Below are 16,520 nucleotides of genomic sequence, written 5' to 3' on the forward strand. Positions count from 1 at the left end.
CCGGCAAGACCGAGCTGCTGCGCACCCTGGTCGCCTCGCTCGCCGTCTCCGAGCGGCCCGAACGCCTCGCCGTCACCATCATCGAGGGCCGGGCCGCGTGCGGGGCGCCGGCGTGTCTCCGTCGGCCCGAGGGTGCCGCCCGTCGCCGGGGACGGCCGGTGCGGTGACCGCCGTGGACGCCGGCGTGGGCAGCGAGAACCCCGGCCCGCGCCATGCGGTGGTTCAGCGTGATGGGCATGTTCCGCCTTTCCGGGGCGACTTGTCGTCGGGGGTGTCGTCCGGGAACACGCCGGCGGTGCGGCGATCGGTTGCGGACGAACACATCTGACGGATCGTCGGGAGTGTGGAAGGTCAGCGCCCCGGGGCGAGGTACCGGCGGCCCGGTATCTGTTCGAAGATCAGGTTGGTGCGGGTCTGGGCCACCGCCGGGTGGGTGGTGAGGTGGTCGACGACGAAGTCGCGCAGGGCCTCCGGTCCGGCGACGCCGACGTGCAGCAGGTAGTCGTCCGAGCCGGCCATGTGGAAGACCGCGAGGACGCCGGGCAGGTCGGGAGCGGTGCCGCGGAAGCTCTCGTTCTGCTCGCGGGTGTGGGCGCGCAGCCGTACCGAGATCATCGCCTGGAGCGGCAGGCCGATCGCGGCCGGGTCCAGTTCGGCGCGGAATCCGCGGATGATGCCGCGCTCCTGGAGGGCGCGGACCCGGGCCAGGCAGGTCGAGGGGGCGATGCCGACGGCGGCCGCGAGGGCGTTGTTCGGGAGGCGGGCGTTGTCGGCCAGGGTGCGGATGATCGCCCGGTCGACGTCGTCGACGGGCGCCCGCCGGGCCTGCGGATTGTTCGGCATGCCTGCCAGGATCCCAGCCCGTTCCGCAGATTCGCAAACCTGATCGAGGTCAAGCCGAATGTTCTGCGGAAGGGCTTCCGCCGGGCGCCCGAAAGTTCCATCCTTGCCGACGGTCCTTACCGGCGCCCAGGGCGGCGGTGACGGCCCGCACCCGTGCCGTCCCAGCAACTCCCGGAGCGCCCCGCCCATGAGCCCGACCGCCTTCCCCGCCGCCGCGACCGCCGTCGACCCCGGTCCGGAGCTGGACGGCGGCGACTTCGCCCTCCCGGAGGGCGGTCTGGACGACGCCGAGCGGCTGCGCGCCCTCGACGCCGTGGACGAGTACCTGACCCGCAAGCGCAAGCACCTGGTCGGCTACCAGGCCACCCAGGACATGCAGGGCACCGCGCTGGACCTCGCCCGGTTCATGCCGAACAACATCAACAACCTCGGCGACCCGTTCCAGAGCGGCGGCTACAAGCCCAACACCAAGGTCGTCGAGCGGGCCGTGCTCGACTACTACGCGAAGCTCTGGCACGCCGAGCGCCCGCACGACCCGGCCGACCCGGAGTCCTACTGGGGCTACATGCTGTCCATGGGCTCCACCGAGGGCAACATGTACGCCCTGTGGAACGCCCGGGACTACCTCAGTGGCAAGGCGCTGATCCAGCCGCCGACCGAACCCCTCGACACCGTGCGCTACGTCAAGGCCGACCCCGACCGGCGGAACCCGAACGCCCACCACCCGGTGGCGTTCTACTCCGAGGACACCCACTACTCCTTCGCCAAGGCCGTCGCCGTGCTGGGCGTGGAGACCTTCCACGCCGTCGGCCTGGAGAAGTACGCCGACGAGTGCCCGCTGGTCGACCCGGCGACCGGCCGGCGCAGCTGGCCCACCGAGGTGCCGTCCCGCCCGGGCCCGTCCGGCCTGTCCTGGGACGGCCCCGGCGAGATAGACGTCGACGCCCTCGCCGTGCTGGTCGAGTTCTTCGCCGCCAAGGGCCACCCGGTCTTCGTCAACCTCAACCTCGGCAGCACCTTCAAGGGCGCCCACGACAACGTGCGCGAGGTCTGCGAGCGGCTGCTGCCGATCTTCGAGCGGTACGGGCTGGTGCGGCGCGAGGTCGTCTACGGCAGCTGCCCGCAGACCGGCCGGCCGCTGGTCGACGTGCGCCGCGGCTTCTGGATCCACGTGGACGGCGCGCTCGGCGCCGGCTACGCGCCGTTCCTGCGGATGGCCGCCCAGGACCCGCAGGCGTACGGCTGGACGCCGGAGGCGGAGCTGCCCGAGTTCGACTTCGGGCTCCGGCTGCCCACCGCGGAGCACGGCGAGGTCGACATGGTCTCCTCGATCGCGATGAGCGGCCACAAGTGGGCCGGTGCGCCCTGGCCGTGCGGCATCTACATGACCAAGGTGAAGTACCAGATCTCGCCGCCGTCCCAGCCCGACTACATCGGCGCGCCGGACACCACCTTCGCCGGCTCCCGCAACGGCTTCTCCCCGCTGATCCTCTGGGACCACCTGTCCCGGTACTCCTACCGTGACCAGGTCGGCCGGATCCGCGAGGCCCAGGAGCTCGCGGCCTACCTGGAGCGGCGCCTGGTCGCCATGGAGCGCGAGCTCGGCGTCGAGCTGTGGCCGGCCCGCACCCCGGGCGCGGTCACCGTGCGGTTCCGCAAGCCGAGCCCGGAGCTGGTGGCCAAGTGGTCGCTGTCCTCCCAGGACGTGGTGATGGTCCCGGGCGACGAGGCCACCCGGCGCAGCTACGTGCACGTCTTCGTGATGCCCTCGGTCGACCGGGCCAAGCTGGACGCCCTGCTCGCCGAACTCGCCGAGGACCGGGTGGTCCTGGGCGCCTCCTGACGGAGGGCCGTCAGAGGTTGGTCAGCTGGTCGCCCTTGGCGTCCTGGAGCACGTGGTCCACGCAGACCGCGAGGATCAGCAGCAGCAGGGCGTCCTGCTGCGCCAGGACGTCGACGGCGTAGGCGTCGCGGACGGTGAACCAGCGCCGGGATATGTGCGCCAGGGTGGTGCCCTCGTGCCGGATGTCGAACTCGCGGTCCCACAGGTTGCCGCTGACCTTCAGCCGGCGGCCGTCGCCGAGGCGGACTTTGAAGCGGTCGCCGAAGAGCGCGAACATCTTCTTGCTGATCTTGGCGGTCAGTTGGCCGTCCTGCTTGATCAGCAGGGTGTGGTGGATCGTGAAGGCCTTGCGGACGATGCTCGCGACGTGCTCGCCGCGGGTGTCCACCAGGGCGAAGGTGCGGCGCAGCCGGAAGAACTTCCGGTTCACGCGGTAGAGCTTCTCCCGCTGCTCGGTCTCGATCCAGGCCTCCTCGTGGAAGGCGAACATGCGGTCGCGGACCAGGTAACGCACAGTGGGTCCCCCCGTGATGGTGCCGCCGGCCCCCGTGGCGCGGCGCGGCCCAGAGCGTAGCGGCTGGTCAGGGAGGGGGAGGGGCGGGGGGTGGTGCCTTTACCGGTCCGCTACCGGCTTGCTACCGGGCCGCGACGATCCGCCGACACGGCGGTGACATCAGGCCCGGCGCCGGGTGGTCGGCGGGTGCGTCAGGCGATGCCCTGCCCGTCGATGTCCGCCCCCCACTGGTCCTCGCCGACGGCGCCCACGCAGTAGCCGCCGCCCTGCACGGTGCCGCCGGCCTCCTGGCACTGTTCGGCGGTGACGTCGGCGGGGAGCGCGGCGGCGGTGGCGGGCGCCGCGCCGGCGAGGGCGAGGACGGCGGCGGTGGCGAACGGGACGGCCAGGCGGGCCAGCGATGAAGTGGGCATGTGCCTCACAACAGCACGGGCCGGGGTTGACGGCGAGTCAGGTGCGTCCGTTCGCGGGCCCCGGGCCGTCCGTTCGCGGGCCCCGGGCTGCTCGGTGCGGGTGGGCCGTCAGCGTGGGTGGGCCGTCAGTGCGGGTGGGCCGGCTTCGGGGGCCAGGTGTCCGGGTCGAGCACGCCGAGGGCGTAGGCGCGGGCGACCAGCGCGGTGCGGTTGGGCACCTGCCAGCGGCGGGAGAGCCGGCTGAGGTGGTAGTTGACGCCGTCCGGGGTGAGGCCGACCTCCTTGGCGATCCGGGCGGTGGTGGCGCCCCGGGCGGCCGCGGCGAGGATACGGGCCTCGATCGGGCTGGCCTCCGGGCGCGGGGCCGGTGCGGGGGGCGCCGGGCGGGCGGGCGGTTCGGCCAGGGCGCGCAGCGAGAGCAGCATGTTCGGGGTCTGCTCCGGGGTGTCGCTGACCAGGTCGACGGTCATCTCGCCGTGCCGCGCGGTGCCGCCGGCGGGCGTCCAGGAGACCCCGACCGTGTACTGGGAGCGCCGGTGCAGCCGGATCGCCTCGGCGAGCGCCTGCAGCGAGGCGTTGTCCCGCAGCGTGAAGTACTCCAGGATCCGGCGGTTGCGCAACTGCCCCGGCAGTCCGCCGAACTCGGCGGCCATCGCGCGGTTGACGATCATGATCCGGCCGCCCCACTCGCACACCGCGATGGGCAGCGGGTTGTGGTCCAGCAGGCGCAGTGCCCGGTTGCGCCAGGTCACCGCGGCGTCCAGGCGGGTCCCCGGTACCGGAGCGCAGCCGTCGGTCGGTCGCATCACTCGTCCTCCTCCTGCGGCATTCGCCCACACCAGACCTGATGGGTCGTGGGCAAGTCCCTGGATGCCGCTGGCACTACACAATCATGTAGTGATGGTGGCGCGGCGCCCTCGGCGGGGGCGGAGAGTGGAGATACCGAGAAGCTTTTTCTGCTGCGGGAGGGACCCACCGATGACCGAAACCACGACCGAGGCCGCACCCCTGGCCCCGGACGCCGCACCCCTGGCCCCGGGTGTCCCGGTGGTGGACATCTCCGACCTGCCGCCGGTCGGCGTCCCCGTGCTGCGGACCATGGAACTGGCCAGAACGCACGGCCCGGCGTTCCTCCAACGCCTGCACGGCCGCGAGGTCCTGATGGTCAGCAGCCTGGAGCTGGTGGAGGAGCTGGCCGACGAGGAGCGCTTCACCAAGGCCGTCGGCCCCGCGCTGGAGAACGTCCGGGAGTTCACCGGGGACGGCCTGTTCACCGCCTACAACGACGAGCCCAACTGGGCCAGGGCGCACGACATCCTGATGCCCGCCTTCGCGCTCGGCTCGATGCGCACCTACCACCCGGTCATGCTCGAGGTGGCCCGCCGGGTGATCGGGTCCTGGGACCGCCGCGCGGCCGCCGGACTGACCGTGGACGTGCCCGGCGACATGACCCGGATGACCCTGGACACCATCGGACTGGCCGGCTTCGGCTTCGACTTCGGCTCCTTCGAGCGGGACGAGCCCCACCCGTTCGTGGAGGCGATGGTGCGCTGCCTGGAGTGGGCGATGACCAAGCTCACCCGGGACCCGGAGCTGGACCACAGCGAGCGCGACGCCGCGTTCCGGCGGGACGCCGACTACCTGGCCGGCGTGGTGGACGACGTGATCGCCGCCCGGGCCGGGAGCGGGGCCGAGGCCGGCCCGGCCGAGGACTTGCTCGGCCTGATGCTCGGTGCCGTCCACCCCGGCGACGGCACCAAGCTGGACATGGAGAACATCCGCAACCAGGTGATCACCTTCCTGATCGCCGGCCACGAGACCACCTCGGGCGCGCTGTCCTTCGCACTGCACTACCTGGCCCAGCACCCGTCCGAACTCCGGCTGGTCCAGCAGGAGGTGGACGGGCTCTGGGGCGACCAGGCCGACCCGGAGCCCTCGTACGAGGACGTCGGCCGGCTGCGGTACACCCGGCAGGTGCTCAACGAGGCGCTGCGACTGTGGCCCACGGCGCCCCAGTTCAGCCGCGAGGCGCGCGAGGAGACCCTGCTCGGCGGGCGGATCCCGGTCCGCCCGGGGACGCCGATCTTCGTGCTGACCCCGATGCTGCACCGCGACCCGGCCTGGGGGGACAACCCGGAGCTGTTCGACCCCTCCCGCTTCGACCCCGAGCGCGAGGCCGCCCGCTCGCCGCACGCCTTCAAGCCCTTCGGCACCGGCGAACGCGCCTGCATCGGGCGGCAGTTCGCGCTGCACGAGGCGACCATGCTGCTGGGCATGCTGGTCCACCGCTACCGGCTGATCGACCACGCCGGCTACCGGTTGACCCTCAAGCAGACGCTCACCATCAAGCCCGACGGGTTCACCCTCGCCCTCGCGCCGCGCACCCCCGCGCCGCCGGTCCGCTCGCCCCAGCCGCTCCCGCAGGTCCAGCGGGTCGGGGTGGCGGCCCCGGCCGAGCGCGCCGGACGGGTCCGCCAGGGCACCGGGGTGCTGCTCCTGCACGGCTCCAACTACGGCGCCTGCCGCGAGTTCAGCCGCCAACTCGCCGACGCCGCCGCCGAACTCGGCTGCGACACCGCGATCGCCGCGCTCGACGCCTACGCCGACGGCCTGCCCGCCGACCGGCTGGTGGTGATCACGGCCGCCTCCTACAACGGCCAACCGACCGACGACGCAGCCGAGTTCGTCCGCCGGCTGCGTGAGGCTCCGGAGGGCGCGGCGGACGGCGTCGAGTACGCGGTGCTGGGCATCGGCGACCGCACCTACGCCGCCACCTACCAGCGCATCCCCACCCTGATCGACGAGCGCCTCACCGCCCTCGGCGGCACCCGGCTGCTCGCCCGCGCCGAGGCCGACGCCTCCGGCGACCTGGCCGGGACGGTACGCGAGTTCACCGAGGCGCTGACCGAGCTGCTGCTGGCCCGCCACGGTGACGCCGAGGCCGTGGCCGCGCCCCGGGAGGAGGCCGGGTACACCGTGACCGAGCTGGTCGGCGGCCCGCTGCACGCGCTCGCCGCCCGGCACGGCATGAGCGAGCTGACCGTCACCGCCGTCGGCAGCCTTACCGACCCCGGCTACCACCGGGTGAAGCGCCTGGTCCGGCTGGCCCTGCCGGAGGGCACCGACTACCGGACCGCCGACCACCTGACCGTGCTCCCGGCCAACGATCCGGCCCTGGTCGAGCGCGCCGCCAAGCTGTTCGGCGCCGAACTCGACACGGTGCTCGGCATCGTCGCCCACCGGCGCACCGGCCCCGCCGTCGACCGCCCGGTCACCGTGCGGGAACTGCTCACCCACCACGTCGAACTGCAGGACCGCCCCACCGCCGAGCAGCGCGCCGTGCTGGCCGCGCTCAACCCGTGCCCGCCTGAGCAGGCCGCCCTGCGGGCGCTGTCCGCGGACGACCCGCGCACGCTGCTCGACCTGGTCGAGGACCACCCGGCCCTGCGGGAGGCGCTGAGCTGGCCGGTGCTGCTGGAACTGCTGCCGCCGATCCGGCCGCGGCACTACTCGATCTCCTCCGCGCCGTCGGCCGGCGTGGGCGAGGTCGACCTGATGGTCTCGGTGCTCAGCGCGCCCGCCCGCTCGGGCCGCGGCACCTTCCGGGGCACCGGCTCCGGCTACCTCGACCGGGTGGCCGTCGGCGACACCGTGCTGGCCAGGGTCCAGCCCTGCCGGGAGGCGTTCCGGATCGGCCACCGCACCCCCGTGGTGATGATCGCGGCCGGCACCGGCCTGGCACCCTTCCGCGGCGCCGTCGCCGACCGCCGCGCGCTGCTCGGGACGGGGGCCGAGCTCGCTCCGGCACTGCTCTACTTCGGCTGTGACGCCCCGGACGCCGACTACCTGCACCGCACCGAGCTGGAGGAGGCCGAGCGGGCCGGCGCCGTCTCGATGCGGCCCGCGTTCAGCGAGCGGCCGCAGGACGGGCGCCGCTTCGTCCAGGACCGGATCGCGGCCGAGGCGGCGGAGGTCTGGGAGCTGCTCGCCGCCGGGGCCGAGGTGTACGTGTGCGGTGACGGGGCCAGGATGGCACCGGGCGTGCGGGAGGCCTTCCGGGTGCTCTACCGGGAGCGCACGCCGGGGGCGGACGAGCGGCAGGCCCAGGACTGGCTGCAGGGCCTGGTCGAGGCGGGGCGCTACGTCGAGGACGTGTACGCGGGCTGAGGCCCGACCGCCCGGGCCGCCCGCCCGCCGCGCTCCGGTGGTGCGGCGGGCGGACGGCCGTTCGGGGGGGTGCCGCGGAGAGGCGTCCCGTCGGGGCGTCAGTAGACGTTGACGCCGTACCTGGTGAGGGCCGCCCGGACGGGCTGGAAGAAGGTCGTCCCGCCGGTGGTGCAGTTCCCGCTGCCGCCCGAGGTGAGGCCGAGCGCCTTGGTGCCCTCGTACAGCGGGCCGCCGGAGTCGCCCTCCTCGGCGCAGACGTCGGTCTGGATCAGGCCGCGGACGGTGCCGCCGCCCGAGTAGCGCACGGTGGCGTTGAGCCCGGTGACGGTGCCGCTGTGGGTGCCGGAGGTCGAACCGGTGCGGGTCACCGGCTCGCCGACGTACGCGTCGGGGGCGGAGGTGAACCCGCCGGGGTGGTCGAGCGTTCCGTTCTCGTACCGGACCAGCGCGTAGTCGTGGCCGGGGAAGGTGGAGGAGACGGTCGGGCCGATCAGGGTGTGGTGGGCGGCGTCCGTGTACCAGTCGGCGGCGACGTTTCCGCAGTGCCCGGCGGTGAGGAAGTAGTGGGTGCCCTTGCCGACCACGTTGAAGCCGAGCGAGCAGCGGTAGTGGCCGCCGTAGACGGCGTCGCCGGCGGCGAGCAGCGGGGTGAAGCGCCCGGGGACGCGCTGGACGGTCAGGGCGGGCGCGTCGGCGCCGACGGCGCGCACGATCTTGTCGAGCCCGGCCGCGGACACGGTGCTGTCGGCGGTCACCACGACCCGGCCGTTGGCCTCGTCGGCGTACCAGGCCGTCCCGTCGACCTCGGCGTTCTGGACGGCGTCGCCGACCGCGGCCAGCCGCTCCGGTCCGGGGGTGCGGGCGGGCGCGGCGGCGGCGCCCGGTGCGGCGAACGCGGTGGCGGTCAGCAGGCCGAGGGCGACGGCGAGCAGCGTGCCGGTGCGGGCGGTGCGGGCGGTGCGGGCGGTGCGGTGGGTGCGGGCGGTGCGGGGGGTCCTGCGCATGGTCCTCACCGAGCTCCTCCTGGGAGTGCGGGGCCCCTGGGGGCCCAGGGCCGTGAGGCGCGGTCAGGCGGTGGGCGGACTCCGGTCGGTGTGCTCCGGATCCGCCGCGGGATGATCTGCTCCTGACAGGCGCTGTCCGGAAGTATGAGGAATCAGGACGGTTCGGTACAAGCTCCCTGAGGTGGTGTCGGAGGCTCGGGCCCGGCGTACGGAGCCGGCCGCGCGACCCGGACCGGCCCGGAGCGCCCTGCTCAGGGGCACCGGAGGACGGCGTCGACCCGGGCCGCCACCGCCAGCAGCTCCCGGTCCGCCAGCAGCGGGCCGACCAGCTGCACCCCCACCGGGGCGGAGCCCTCGACCGGCAGCGGGAGCGTCACCGAGGGCAGACCGGCGGTGGACGCCGGGGAGGTGTTGCGGATCAGGGTGTGGAAGGTGGGCGCGGTACGGCCGTTGAGCGGGAGGCTGTCCTCGTGGCGGTGCAGCGGCCGGGCGCACACCGGGACGGTCGGGCTCAGCAGCGCGTCCAGGCCGTTCGCGCTGAACAGTTCGGCGTAGGCCTCCTGGAGGGTGCGGCGGTTGGCGTGCGCCGTGCGCAGGCCGGCCTCCCCCGGGTGCCCCGGGGAGGTGGGCAGCGCGGTCGCCCCGAGCAGCGCCGCGATGTCGGGGTCGCCGACCGCGGCGATGACCTCGGCGAGGGTGGGACCGGCGCGGTGCTCGTCGAGGTAGCGGGCCATGGCGGCGCCGAACTCGCCGAAGACCAGCGGGAATCCGGCCCGGGCGTCGTAGTCGGCCAGCTGGGCCGTGTCCACCGCGACCCACTGGGCGCCCGCGGCGGTGAGCCGGTCGACGGCCTGCTCCCAGGCCGTGCGGACGGCGTCCTCCAAGTCCTCGGTGAACACCTGCCGCGGCAGCCCGAGCCGCAGCGCCCGCCCGGGGTCGGTGGGCTCGATGGGGCCGGCGGCGCCGCCGGTGACCAGGGCGTCCAGCGCCGCGAGCCGGCCCAGGGTGCGGGCCATCAGCCCGGGGGTGTCCCGGGTGGTGGACAACGGGGTGACCCCCGCCGAGGAGTAGCGCCCGGCGCTGGGCCGCAGGCCGTAGACGCCGTTCAGCGCGGCCGGGATGGTGACGGACCCGCCGGTGTCGGTGCCGAGCCCGGCCTCCGCCACGCCCGCCGCCACCGCGGCGGCTGTACCGCCGCTGCTGCCGCCCGCGAACAGGGCCGGGTCGGTGGCGTTGCCGACCGCGCCGAAGGTGTGGTTGCACGAGGTGGCCCCCAGGGAGAGCTCGTGCATGTTCGTCTTGCCCAGCACGATCGCCCCGGCCGACCGCAGGGCCGCCACGACGGGTGCGTCGGCGGCGGGCACGAAGCCGGTGAGCGCCGGGGTGCCCGCGGTGTTGGGCAGGCCCGCGACATGGGTGTTGTCCTTGACGACCAGGCACCACGGTGCCGCGCTCCCGCCCCCGTCGCTGTCGCCGCCCCCGGCGTCACGGCGGGCCGCCTGTGCGAGCGCCCCCTCCGCGTCGAGCGTGATGAAGGCGTTGAGGTGCTCGACGGCGGCGGCGCGGTCCAACGCGGCCGACACCAGGTCGTGGGCGCGGCCCCGGCCGGTGGCGGACTGCTCGTCGGCCATGGGGGGCGGCTCCTTCGCGCTGGGGTGCTCGGGTGACGGGCGGTCACACTGTATCCCGGGGCCTGCGGTTCGAGCGGGGGCGGCCGGTGCTGTCGTGGCTTGCGTGGGAGCGGGCCTGGTGACAGTGTCCGTGCCGGTGCTCGTCGGGGCAGCCGTGGCCTGGTCGGAGGGGTGCAGAGTGGCGGGGTCGGATTCGAGGCCGACGGCGGCAACGCCGAGTGAGGTGCCGAGTGATGTGATGCGAGCGCGGGCCGGAACTGCGGTGAGCCTTCCGGTTCCGCTGGTGGCGCTGTGGAACGTGCGGGACGGCCTCCTCACCGAGTCGGGCGTCGCGGTGTACTCGGTAGGGTGCATCGGCGAACGCAACGCCACCTACGAAGTCGCGCAGTACGCACCGGGGTTCCTCCTCATCGGCGATGACAGCGGTGGCCGCGGATTCCTCCTCCGTCTCGATGATCCGGGCTCTGCCGTGTTCTCCTCCGATCTGGGGGATCTGGATCCCGCGGACTTCGACGTGGTGGCCGCGGACTTCGCGTCCTGGATCGAATCGCTCGGTCCCGACCCGGTCCGTTGACGAGGGCACCCGAGGGCTTGGTGGCCGGCGTCGTCCGGGAGACGCGGCTCCGGCACGGGTGGACGCCCCGGCGTCGGGGCGGGCAACTCATGTGGCGGTGACCGGGATTGAGCCCGGACCCGGCGGCTCCGGGGCTGGTCGCCTGGCCGCCGCCCCCGGCTACGGCTACGGCTACCGCTACCGCTGGGTGCGGACCTGGATGACGGCGTGCCGGCCGCTGGTGCGCCACGGGGTGCCGGTGGCGTCGAGCCGGGCGACGGTCGTGGGGTCGAGGCCGACGACCACGTCGGACTTCAACGTCCGTAGGGCGGCGACGGGGTAGGGGAAGCGCCCGACCGCGGCCTGGAACGGGGTGGTCGGCGGCCAGTGGCGGTCGCCGACCAGCCGGCGGTAGTTGAGGTCGCCCTTGAGGACCGTCAGCGCGGCGCCCTCGAGTTGGGAGCGCAGGTCGCCGGGCAGGTCGTGGTACGGGAGCGGCGCGCAGAAGAACGGGTGGGTGCGGATCGTGAGCGCCCCGCTGCCCATCGCCCGCCACAGGCGGTCGCCGACGGCCCCGGCCGTCGGTGACGGGGCGGTGCGCAGCCGGTCGAGGGTGGCGAGGGCGTCGGCCGTGGTCGCGTCCGACACGAAGTACGGCTGCGGCTTCACGTACAGGACGACCTCGGCGGCCAGGCCGCCGCTCAGCAGGTGGTCGATCAGGACGAGGTCCGGCAGCAGCTCCCGGCCCGCGTTGTCGGCGATCAGACAGACCCGCCCGCCCGCGGCCCGCTCCAGCTCGGCCCAGAGCAGGGCGCTGTCGTCGGCCAGCAGTTCGGCCTCGGCCGGGCCGCCGCCGGGCTCGGCGGTGAGCTGGAAGCTCAGGTCGGCGCGGTTGCCCCACAGGGCGGAGCGCAGCAGTGCGTCCGCCCGGCTGGGCTGCGGCAGGCCATCGAGCTCGCCGAGCGCGGCCAGCTCGTCGTCGACGGCCGCTCCGGCCAGTTCGGCGTCCTTGAACGGGGCGAACGGGTCGACGCCCTGCCAGGCGCCCGGCCCGAAGTACCCGGTGGCTTCGAGCAGCCGGTGGTAGAAGTAGCTCTCCGCCCACAGGAACGGCGCCTCGCCCCACGGCCTGCCCCACAGGCCCTCGCCCCACTCCCGCCACTGCGCGGCGCCCGGGCCGTCCGCGGTCGGCGGGGTCAGCACACCGGTGGTGCTTTCCGCGAGCAGCCGCTCGACGGCCGCCCGCTGGGCCGGGCCGTACGGCAGGGCGTCGAGGACCCGCCGGACCAGCTCGGGGTGGCGCTCGTGGAAGACGCCCCAGGGGAAGGAACCGGGGGCGTCGCTGCGGATCACGGGGGCGTTCGACACGGCGGGGCTCGGCTCTCTCACGGCTTTCTCACGGTCGGTTGCTGCCGAGGCTAGACGATCACGGGCGGAAGGTGAGGAACGGAGGGGAACAGTGAGGAACGGAGGGGAAGGGAAAAGTGTTATCCGCCCCGCCGCCCGAGGCTCTCCTGGGCGTGGGAACGAACGCGCAAGGCCGCGACTGAGGGTACGCGGCCGGCATGCGGGGTTCGAGATGGGGCGCTCCGCACGGAGGCGGAAGTCTTCGGCGCGTTCGTTCCCACGGCGCTCGGCCGGATCGTCCCGTCCGACCGGCGCCGCCCGGCGGTCCGCACGCATTCCCCCACGGCGGCGGACCGTCGGGCCCCGCTGCCGGGCTGGGCGGTCGGTCGGCCGCGCTGGTCAGTCCTGTGGGTCAGCCGCGCTGGAGCCGCCAGATCTGCTCCTCGCCGGTCTCGGCCGGGGCGAGCGCCTCGGCGGGGCGGCGCGCGTGCTCGGCGAAGCCGAGGCGGGCCGGGACGGCGGCGCTGGCGAGGTTGGCCGGGTCGTGCACGATCTCGACGAAGTCCACACCCGGCAGCCGGAAGGCCTGCTCGGACAGGGCCCGGGCGGCACGGGTGGCGATGCCGCGGCCGGTCGCGGCCGGGTGCAGCCAGTAGCCGACCTCCCGGCCGTTCTCGGCGGTGTCCGACCGCCGGAACAGCCCGCAGGCGCCGACGATGGCGCCGTCCAGCAGGATCGCGTAGGTGAAGTCCTCGCCGCTCTCCCACTTCGCCGACCGCTCGGCCAGGAACTCGGTGGTCTTGGCCTCGCTGTGCTCGGCGACCCACGGCATCCAGGGCCGCAGGTGCTCCAGCGACTCCCCGATGACCCGGAAGAACTCGGGGAAGTCCTCGTCGCCGCGGAAACGGCGCAGCGTCACCTCACCCAGGGCGATTTCCTGCTCTGCAAGCTCCATCCAGGGATCATGGTCCTTACCCCGCCGCCGGTGCAACGGGATTTCGGCGGCTCCGCAGCAGGTGGAGCAGGGTGCCCACGGTGGAGGCGACCCCGGCGATCAGCAGCAGCGAGAGGTCGGTGGTGCCGACCATGGCGAGATCGAACCGGGGGTTCTCGGCGGCTGCGGTGAACTCCGGGTCCACCAGTCCGCCCGGGTCCTCGGTGACGCTGACCCGTTCGCCCGCCGCGTCACCGGCCCCGCAGGTGACGGAACGGCTGCGCCCCGGGGCGTCGTCGTAGCGCACGGCGCAGGAGTACGTGGTGGTCTTGCCGTGGCTCACCCGGACGCCGGTGACGGTGCCCGGGTGAGCCGTGCCGCGCAGGGACAGCACAGTGGCCTGGGCGGTGTTCAGGCTCATCAGCGGGACGGCGATCAGCGGGGCGAGCAGCAGCGTCAGCGTCAGGCCCCGCAGCACCGCGGCCTGGCAGAGGCACAGCACGGAGTAGATCAGGCCCGCCCCGCCGGCCAGGGCCAAGGCCAGCGAAGGCACGATGAACCACGGCCCGAACGCGCCGAGGGCCCCGCCGAGCGGGAGCAGCACGGCACCCGCCGGGATCCACAGGGCCGTCAGCAGCGGCCGCCGCGGCCACGGCACATCGTTCTTCCCCCGGCGGGCGCTCCGGGGCCTGGCCGGGCCGCCCCGGCGGTGCGAGTGCCCGGCACCCGGCCCGGGTGTCGCGTAGTCCGTCATGGCGGGAGATCCTGCCAGGTCAGCCCGGGGGTGCACGGCGGCGGGGGAGAGCCCTTTACCGGGGCGGGCGGCTTGTGGAGGTCGGTGGCGGGACCGGTGGAAGCAGTGGAAGCAGTGGAAGTCGGGGGCACAGAGGGATGCCAGCGACGGGTCTGTCAGTGGTACCGGGAATGATCGGGGGCAACTGCGCACCGCCACCGCCCGGCCGGGGCGCGGCTGGGCACACCTACTGGTACTGAGAACCGAGGAGCGACGATGGACCAGCCGCGGATCCGGCTCGGCGACGACGAAGCCGGTCGGCTGCATATGGACGTCGGTCCGGTCGGCACCCGCGAACTCCTCGCCCTGTGCACCGGGTTCCATGCCTCACGGGCGTGAGAGGGAGGTGACCACCGGGCCGGGGCGGGTGTTGGTGTTGGACGCGGCGCCCGGGGGTTGCTCGACCGGGAGGTGGGCGTCTCCTCGCATGGCTGGCGGATCACCGCCCGTGCGCGCCGCGCCCCGTTATGGCAGAACCTGCCAGGTGGGGTCCAGGGGCAGGGCGTGGCCGGTGAGGGTGGAGACGTCGGCCGGGACGTTCGCGCGGGCGAGGAGGGTGGGGAGGGTGTCGGTGGCGTAGGCGGTGTGGGCCTCGGTGGAGGTCCAGAGGGTGGTGACCAGGTAGCGGTCGGCGGCGAGGCGGGTGACGGTGCCTGCGAGGAGGCCGCCGACCGCGGCCATGCCGGGGGCCCAGAGCTCGCGTTGGACGGTGAGGAAGTGGTCGGCACGGCCCGGGTGGAGGTGACAGTCGGCGGCGCGCAGCATGGTGGCGTGGCGGAGCGCGTCCGGGAGGGTCGGTGCCGGGCCGGGGAAGGCTTGGACGACGGGGCCGGCAGCGACCTGGATCGAGTCCCAACTTGCCTGCTGGGCAGCCTTGGTGGCGACCTCGTCGTGGCGGTCGCGCATGAAGCGGCCGTAGGCGGCCCGGTCCGTCCAGAGGGCGTAGAGGAGCGCCCGGTCGCCGGTGCGGTCCCAGCCGCCGAGTTGACCGAGCAACCCCGGTTGGTCCGCGATCGCCGACCAGCGGCGCTGTCCGGCGGCGAAGGCCGCGCGGGCGCCGGGCCGGACCCGGCAGTCGATCCACTTTCCCCACATGGGGGCCATCATGCTGCGCCGGGCGGGACGATTGGCAATCGGCCGGAGGTCGGGGGAGGGACCGGGCCACGGGCGTAGGCCCGGCGGCTTGCCTGTGATATTCGATGGCGCCAGGGCCACATGCTCCTGATAGAGCGTCAGCTGTGCTGAAGGAGACGCTGCTCTTCATGACCCTGACCGGGCACGCGCACATCAACCCGATGGTGTCGTCGGCCGAGGAAGTAGTCCGGCGCGGGCACCGGGTGGAGCTGCCGTCGCCGTCGCCCGCCACGCCCGCCACGCCCTTCGACCCGGCTGGCTGTCGGCGTGGCCTGGCCTGGCTCGACCAGACCTGCTTCGCGATCGAGGGCCTGCGCCGGTCCGGCTGGCACCAGGACGCCCGCCGGGCCGTCGAGCGGCTGCTCGCCGCCGCCGAGGGCCTGATCGGCGAGGGGCCGGTGCGGGAGAACTGCGACCTGCTGACCGGCGGGGCCACAACTCCACCAAGTGCGGCTGGTCCGTCGCGCTGCTGCTGCCCCTGCTGCGCAGCTGACCGGCTTTGTCTCCGAGCCCCCTGACCAGGCATGATCGGGGCATGGTCGAACGAGTCATTGCAGCGTGTGACGGAGCAGCCAAGGGCAACCCGGGCCCGGCGGCCTGGGCCTACGTGGTCGCGGACGCCGCCGGGGCGCCCCAGCGGTGGGAGGCGGGGCCGCTCGGGCACAGCACCAACAACATCGGCGAGCTGACGGCGCTTCAGCAGCTGCTGTCCGCCACCGACCCGGCTGTCCCGCTGGAGGTGCGCCTCGACAGCACCTACACCCGCGACTCGGTCACCAAGTGGCTCAAGGGCTGGAAGCGCAACGGCTGGAAGACGGCCGCGGGCAAGCCGGTCGCCAACCGCGAGCTGATCCAGCGGATCGACGAACTGCTGGAGGGCCGGGACGTCACCTTCGTCTACGTCCCCGCCCACCAGGTGGACGGCGACCCGCTGAACGCCATCGCGGACAAGGCCGCCAGCGATGCCGCCCGCACCCAGCAGGCCGCCGCCGGGACCGCCGCCGACCTGCCGGTGCCCGACCCGGCCGCGGCCGCCAAGGCCCCCAGGGCGACCAAGCCGCGCACCGCCTCCACCGGCACCGACACCGGCACCGGCGCCGCGAAGCGCAGCGGCGGCGGCTCGCGCACCCTGAACGCCCGCTTCCCGGGCACCTGCCCGTGCAGCCGCCCGTACGCCAAGGGCGACAAGATCACCAAGGTCGGCAGCAGCTGGGGCCACCCGGAGTGCGCCGCCGCCTACGCCTGAGTGCCGCCCTTCCGCCGCCTGAGCAGCGCCGGGGGGGGGGGGCCCGGGCCCGGGGCGCGGGGCCGGGCGCGCCCGCCCCGATTTGTGACCCGCCCGCC

16 protein-coding genes are annotated in these 16,520 nt (G+C 74.2%); 6 read left to right on the plus strand and 10 right to left on the minus strand.

The window, feature by feature from the left end:
- Positions 1–351: 351 nt before the first annotated feature.
- Complete coding sequence (locus ABTY61_RS40820) at positions 352–843, minus strand: Lrp/AsnC family transcriptional regulator (protein ID WP_350510310.1); 492 nt, start codon at positions 841–843, stop codon at positions 352–354.
- Between the two features lie 187 nt (positions 844–1,030).
- On the opposite strand from ABTY61_RS40820, the gene ABTY61_RS40825 reads away from it, so the two are divergent.
- Entirely contained in the window at positions 1,031–2,686 is a 1,656-nt protein-coding gene (locus ABTY61_RS40825; RefSeq protein WP_350510311.1) for a PLP-dependent aminotransferase family protein, read from the plus strand.
- Positions 2,687–2,696: 10 nt separating this feature from the next.
- Here ABTY61_RS40825 and ABTY61_RS40830 read toward each other — a convergent pair whose 3' ends face one another.
- The 3 genes from ABTY61_RS40830 to ABTY61_RS40840 form a co-directional block, all read right to left on the minus strand.
- Positions 2,697–3,200, minus strand: a complete 504-nt coding sequence (locus ABTY61_RS40830; protein ID WP_350510312.1) for an LURP-one-related/scramblase family protein — start codon at positions 3,198–3,200, stop codon at positions 2,697–2,699.
- Positions 3,201–3,391: 191 nt separating this feature from the next.
- Positions 3,392–3,613: a hypothetical protein gene (locus ABTY61_RS40835; protein WP_350510313.1), complete on the minus strand. Its 222-nt coding sequence runs from the start codon at positions 3,611–3,613 to the stop codon at positions 3,392–3,394.
- Between the two features lie 125 nt (positions 3,614–3,738).
- A complete protein-coding gene (locus tag ABTY61_RS40840) occupies positions 3,739–4,419 on the minus strand; it encodes a LuxR C-terminal-related transcriptional regulator (RefSeq protein WP_350510314.1) in 681 nt (226 codons plus the stop codon).
- A gap of 172 nt (positions 4,420–4,591) precedes the next feature.
- Here ABTY61_RS40840 and ABTY61_RS40845 point away from each other — a divergent pair, with 172 nt between their 5' ends.
- Complete coding sequence (locus tag ABTY61_RS40845) at positions 4,592–7,780, plus strand: bifunctional cytochrome P450/NADPH--P450 reductase (RefSeq protein ID WP_350510315.1); 3,189 nt, start codon at positions 4,592–4,594, stop codon at positions 7,778–7,780.
- 98 nt (positions 7,781–7,878) lie between these two features.
- On the opposite strand, the gene ABTY61_RS40850 is transcribed toward ABTY61_RS40845, so the two are convergent.
- Together ABTY61_RS40850 and ABTY61_RS40855 are read right to left on the minus strand one after the other, a co-directional pair.
- Positions 7,879–8,784 carry a S1 family peptidase gene (locus ABTY61_RS40850; protein ID WP_350510316.1) on the minus strand — a complete coding sequence of 302 codons (906 nt, stop codon included), beginning with the start codon at positions 8,782–8,784 and terminating at the stop codon, positions 7,879–7,881.
- 251 nt (positions 8,785–9,035) lie between these two features.
- The gene (locus tag ABTY61_RS40855) at positions 9,036–10,415 is read right to left on the minus strand and encodes an amidase family protein (protein WP_350510317.1); all 1,380 of its coding nucleotides are present in this window, start codon (positions 10,413–10,415) and stop codon (positions 9,036–9,038) included.
- A 118-nt stretch (positions 10,416–10,533) separates the two neighbouring features.
- On the opposite strand from ABTY61_RS40855, the gene ABTY61_RS40860 reads away from it, so the two are divergent.
- Positions 10,534–10,989 (plus strand): SMI1/KNR4 family protein, encoded by a 456-nt coding sequence (locus ABTY61_RS40860; protein WP_350510318.1) that lies wholly within the window; start codon positions 10,534–10,536, stop codon positions 10,987–10,989.
- A 177-nt stretch (positions 10,990–11,166) separates the two neighbouring features.
- Here the strand turns inward: ABTY61_RS40860 and ABTY61_RS40865 are convergent, their stop codons facing one another.
- From ABTY61_RS40865 to ABTY61_RS40875, 3 genes are all read right to left on the minus strand, one after another.
- Complete coding sequence (locus ABTY61_RS40865; RefSeq protein WP_350510319.1) at positions 11,167–12,336, minus strand: damage-control phosphatase ARMT1 family protein; 1,170 nt, start codon at positions 12,334–12,336, stop codon at positions 11,167–11,169.
- A gap of 391 nt (positions 12,337–12,727) precedes the next feature.
- A complete protein-coding gene (locus tag ABTY61_RS40870; protein ID WP_350510320.1) occupies positions 12,728–13,270 on the minus strand; it encodes a GNAT family N-acetyltransferase in 543 nt (180 codons plus the stop codon).
- A gap of 16 nt (positions 13,271–13,286) precedes the next feature.
- Positions 13,287–14,003, minus strand: coding sequence for a hypothetical protein (locus ABTY61_RS40875; RefSeq protein ID WP_350510321.1), 717 nt, complete (start codon positions 14,001–14,003; stop codon positions 13,287–13,289).
- A gap of 255 nt (positions 14,004–14,258) precedes the next feature.
- On the opposite strand from ABTY61_RS40875, the gene ABTY61_RS40880 reads away from it, so the two are divergent.
- Positions 14,259–14,381 carry a hypothetical protein gene (locus tag ABTY61_RS40880; protein ID WP_350510322.1) on the plus strand — a complete coding sequence of 41 codons (123 nt, stop codon included), beginning with the start codon at positions 14,259–14,261 and terminating at the stop codon, positions 14,379–14,381.
- 126 nt (positions 14,382–14,507) lie between these two features.
- On the opposite strand, the gene ABTY61_RS40885 is transcribed toward ABTY61_RS40880, so the two are convergent.
- Positions 14,508–15,137: a DUF4937 domain-containing protein gene (locus ABTY61_RS40885; protein WP_350510323.1), complete on the minus strand. Its 630-nt coding sequence runs from the start codon at positions 15,135–15,137 to the stop codon at positions 14,508–14,510.
- A 143-nt stretch (positions 15,138–15,280) separates the two neighbouring features.
- Between ABTY61_RS40885 and ABTY61_RS40890 the strand changes: the two genes are divergently transcribed.
- Both ABTY61_RS40890 and ABTY61_RS40895 read left to right on the plus strand, forming a co-directional pair.
- On the plus strand, positions 15,281–15,694 hold the full coding sequence (locus ABTY61_RS40890; protein WP_350510324.1) for an MGH1-like glycoside hydrolase domain-containing protein: 414 nt from the start codon (positions 15,281–15,283) through the stop codon (positions 15,692–15,694).
- Positions 15,695–15,711: 17 nt separating this feature from the next.
- Positions 15,712–16,422, plus strand: a complete 711-nt coding sequence (locus ABTY61_RS40895; RefSeq protein WP_350510325.1) for a ribonuclease H family protein — start codon at positions 15,712–15,714, stop codon at positions 16,420–16,422.
- Positions 16,423–16,520 lie beyond the last annotated feature (98 nt).

Origin of the sequence: Kitasatospora sp. NPDC096128, assembly GCF_040303105.1 — a bacterium.
Classification (GTDB): Bacteria; Actinomycetota; Actinomycetes; order Streptomycetales; family Streptomycetaceae; genus Kitasatospora.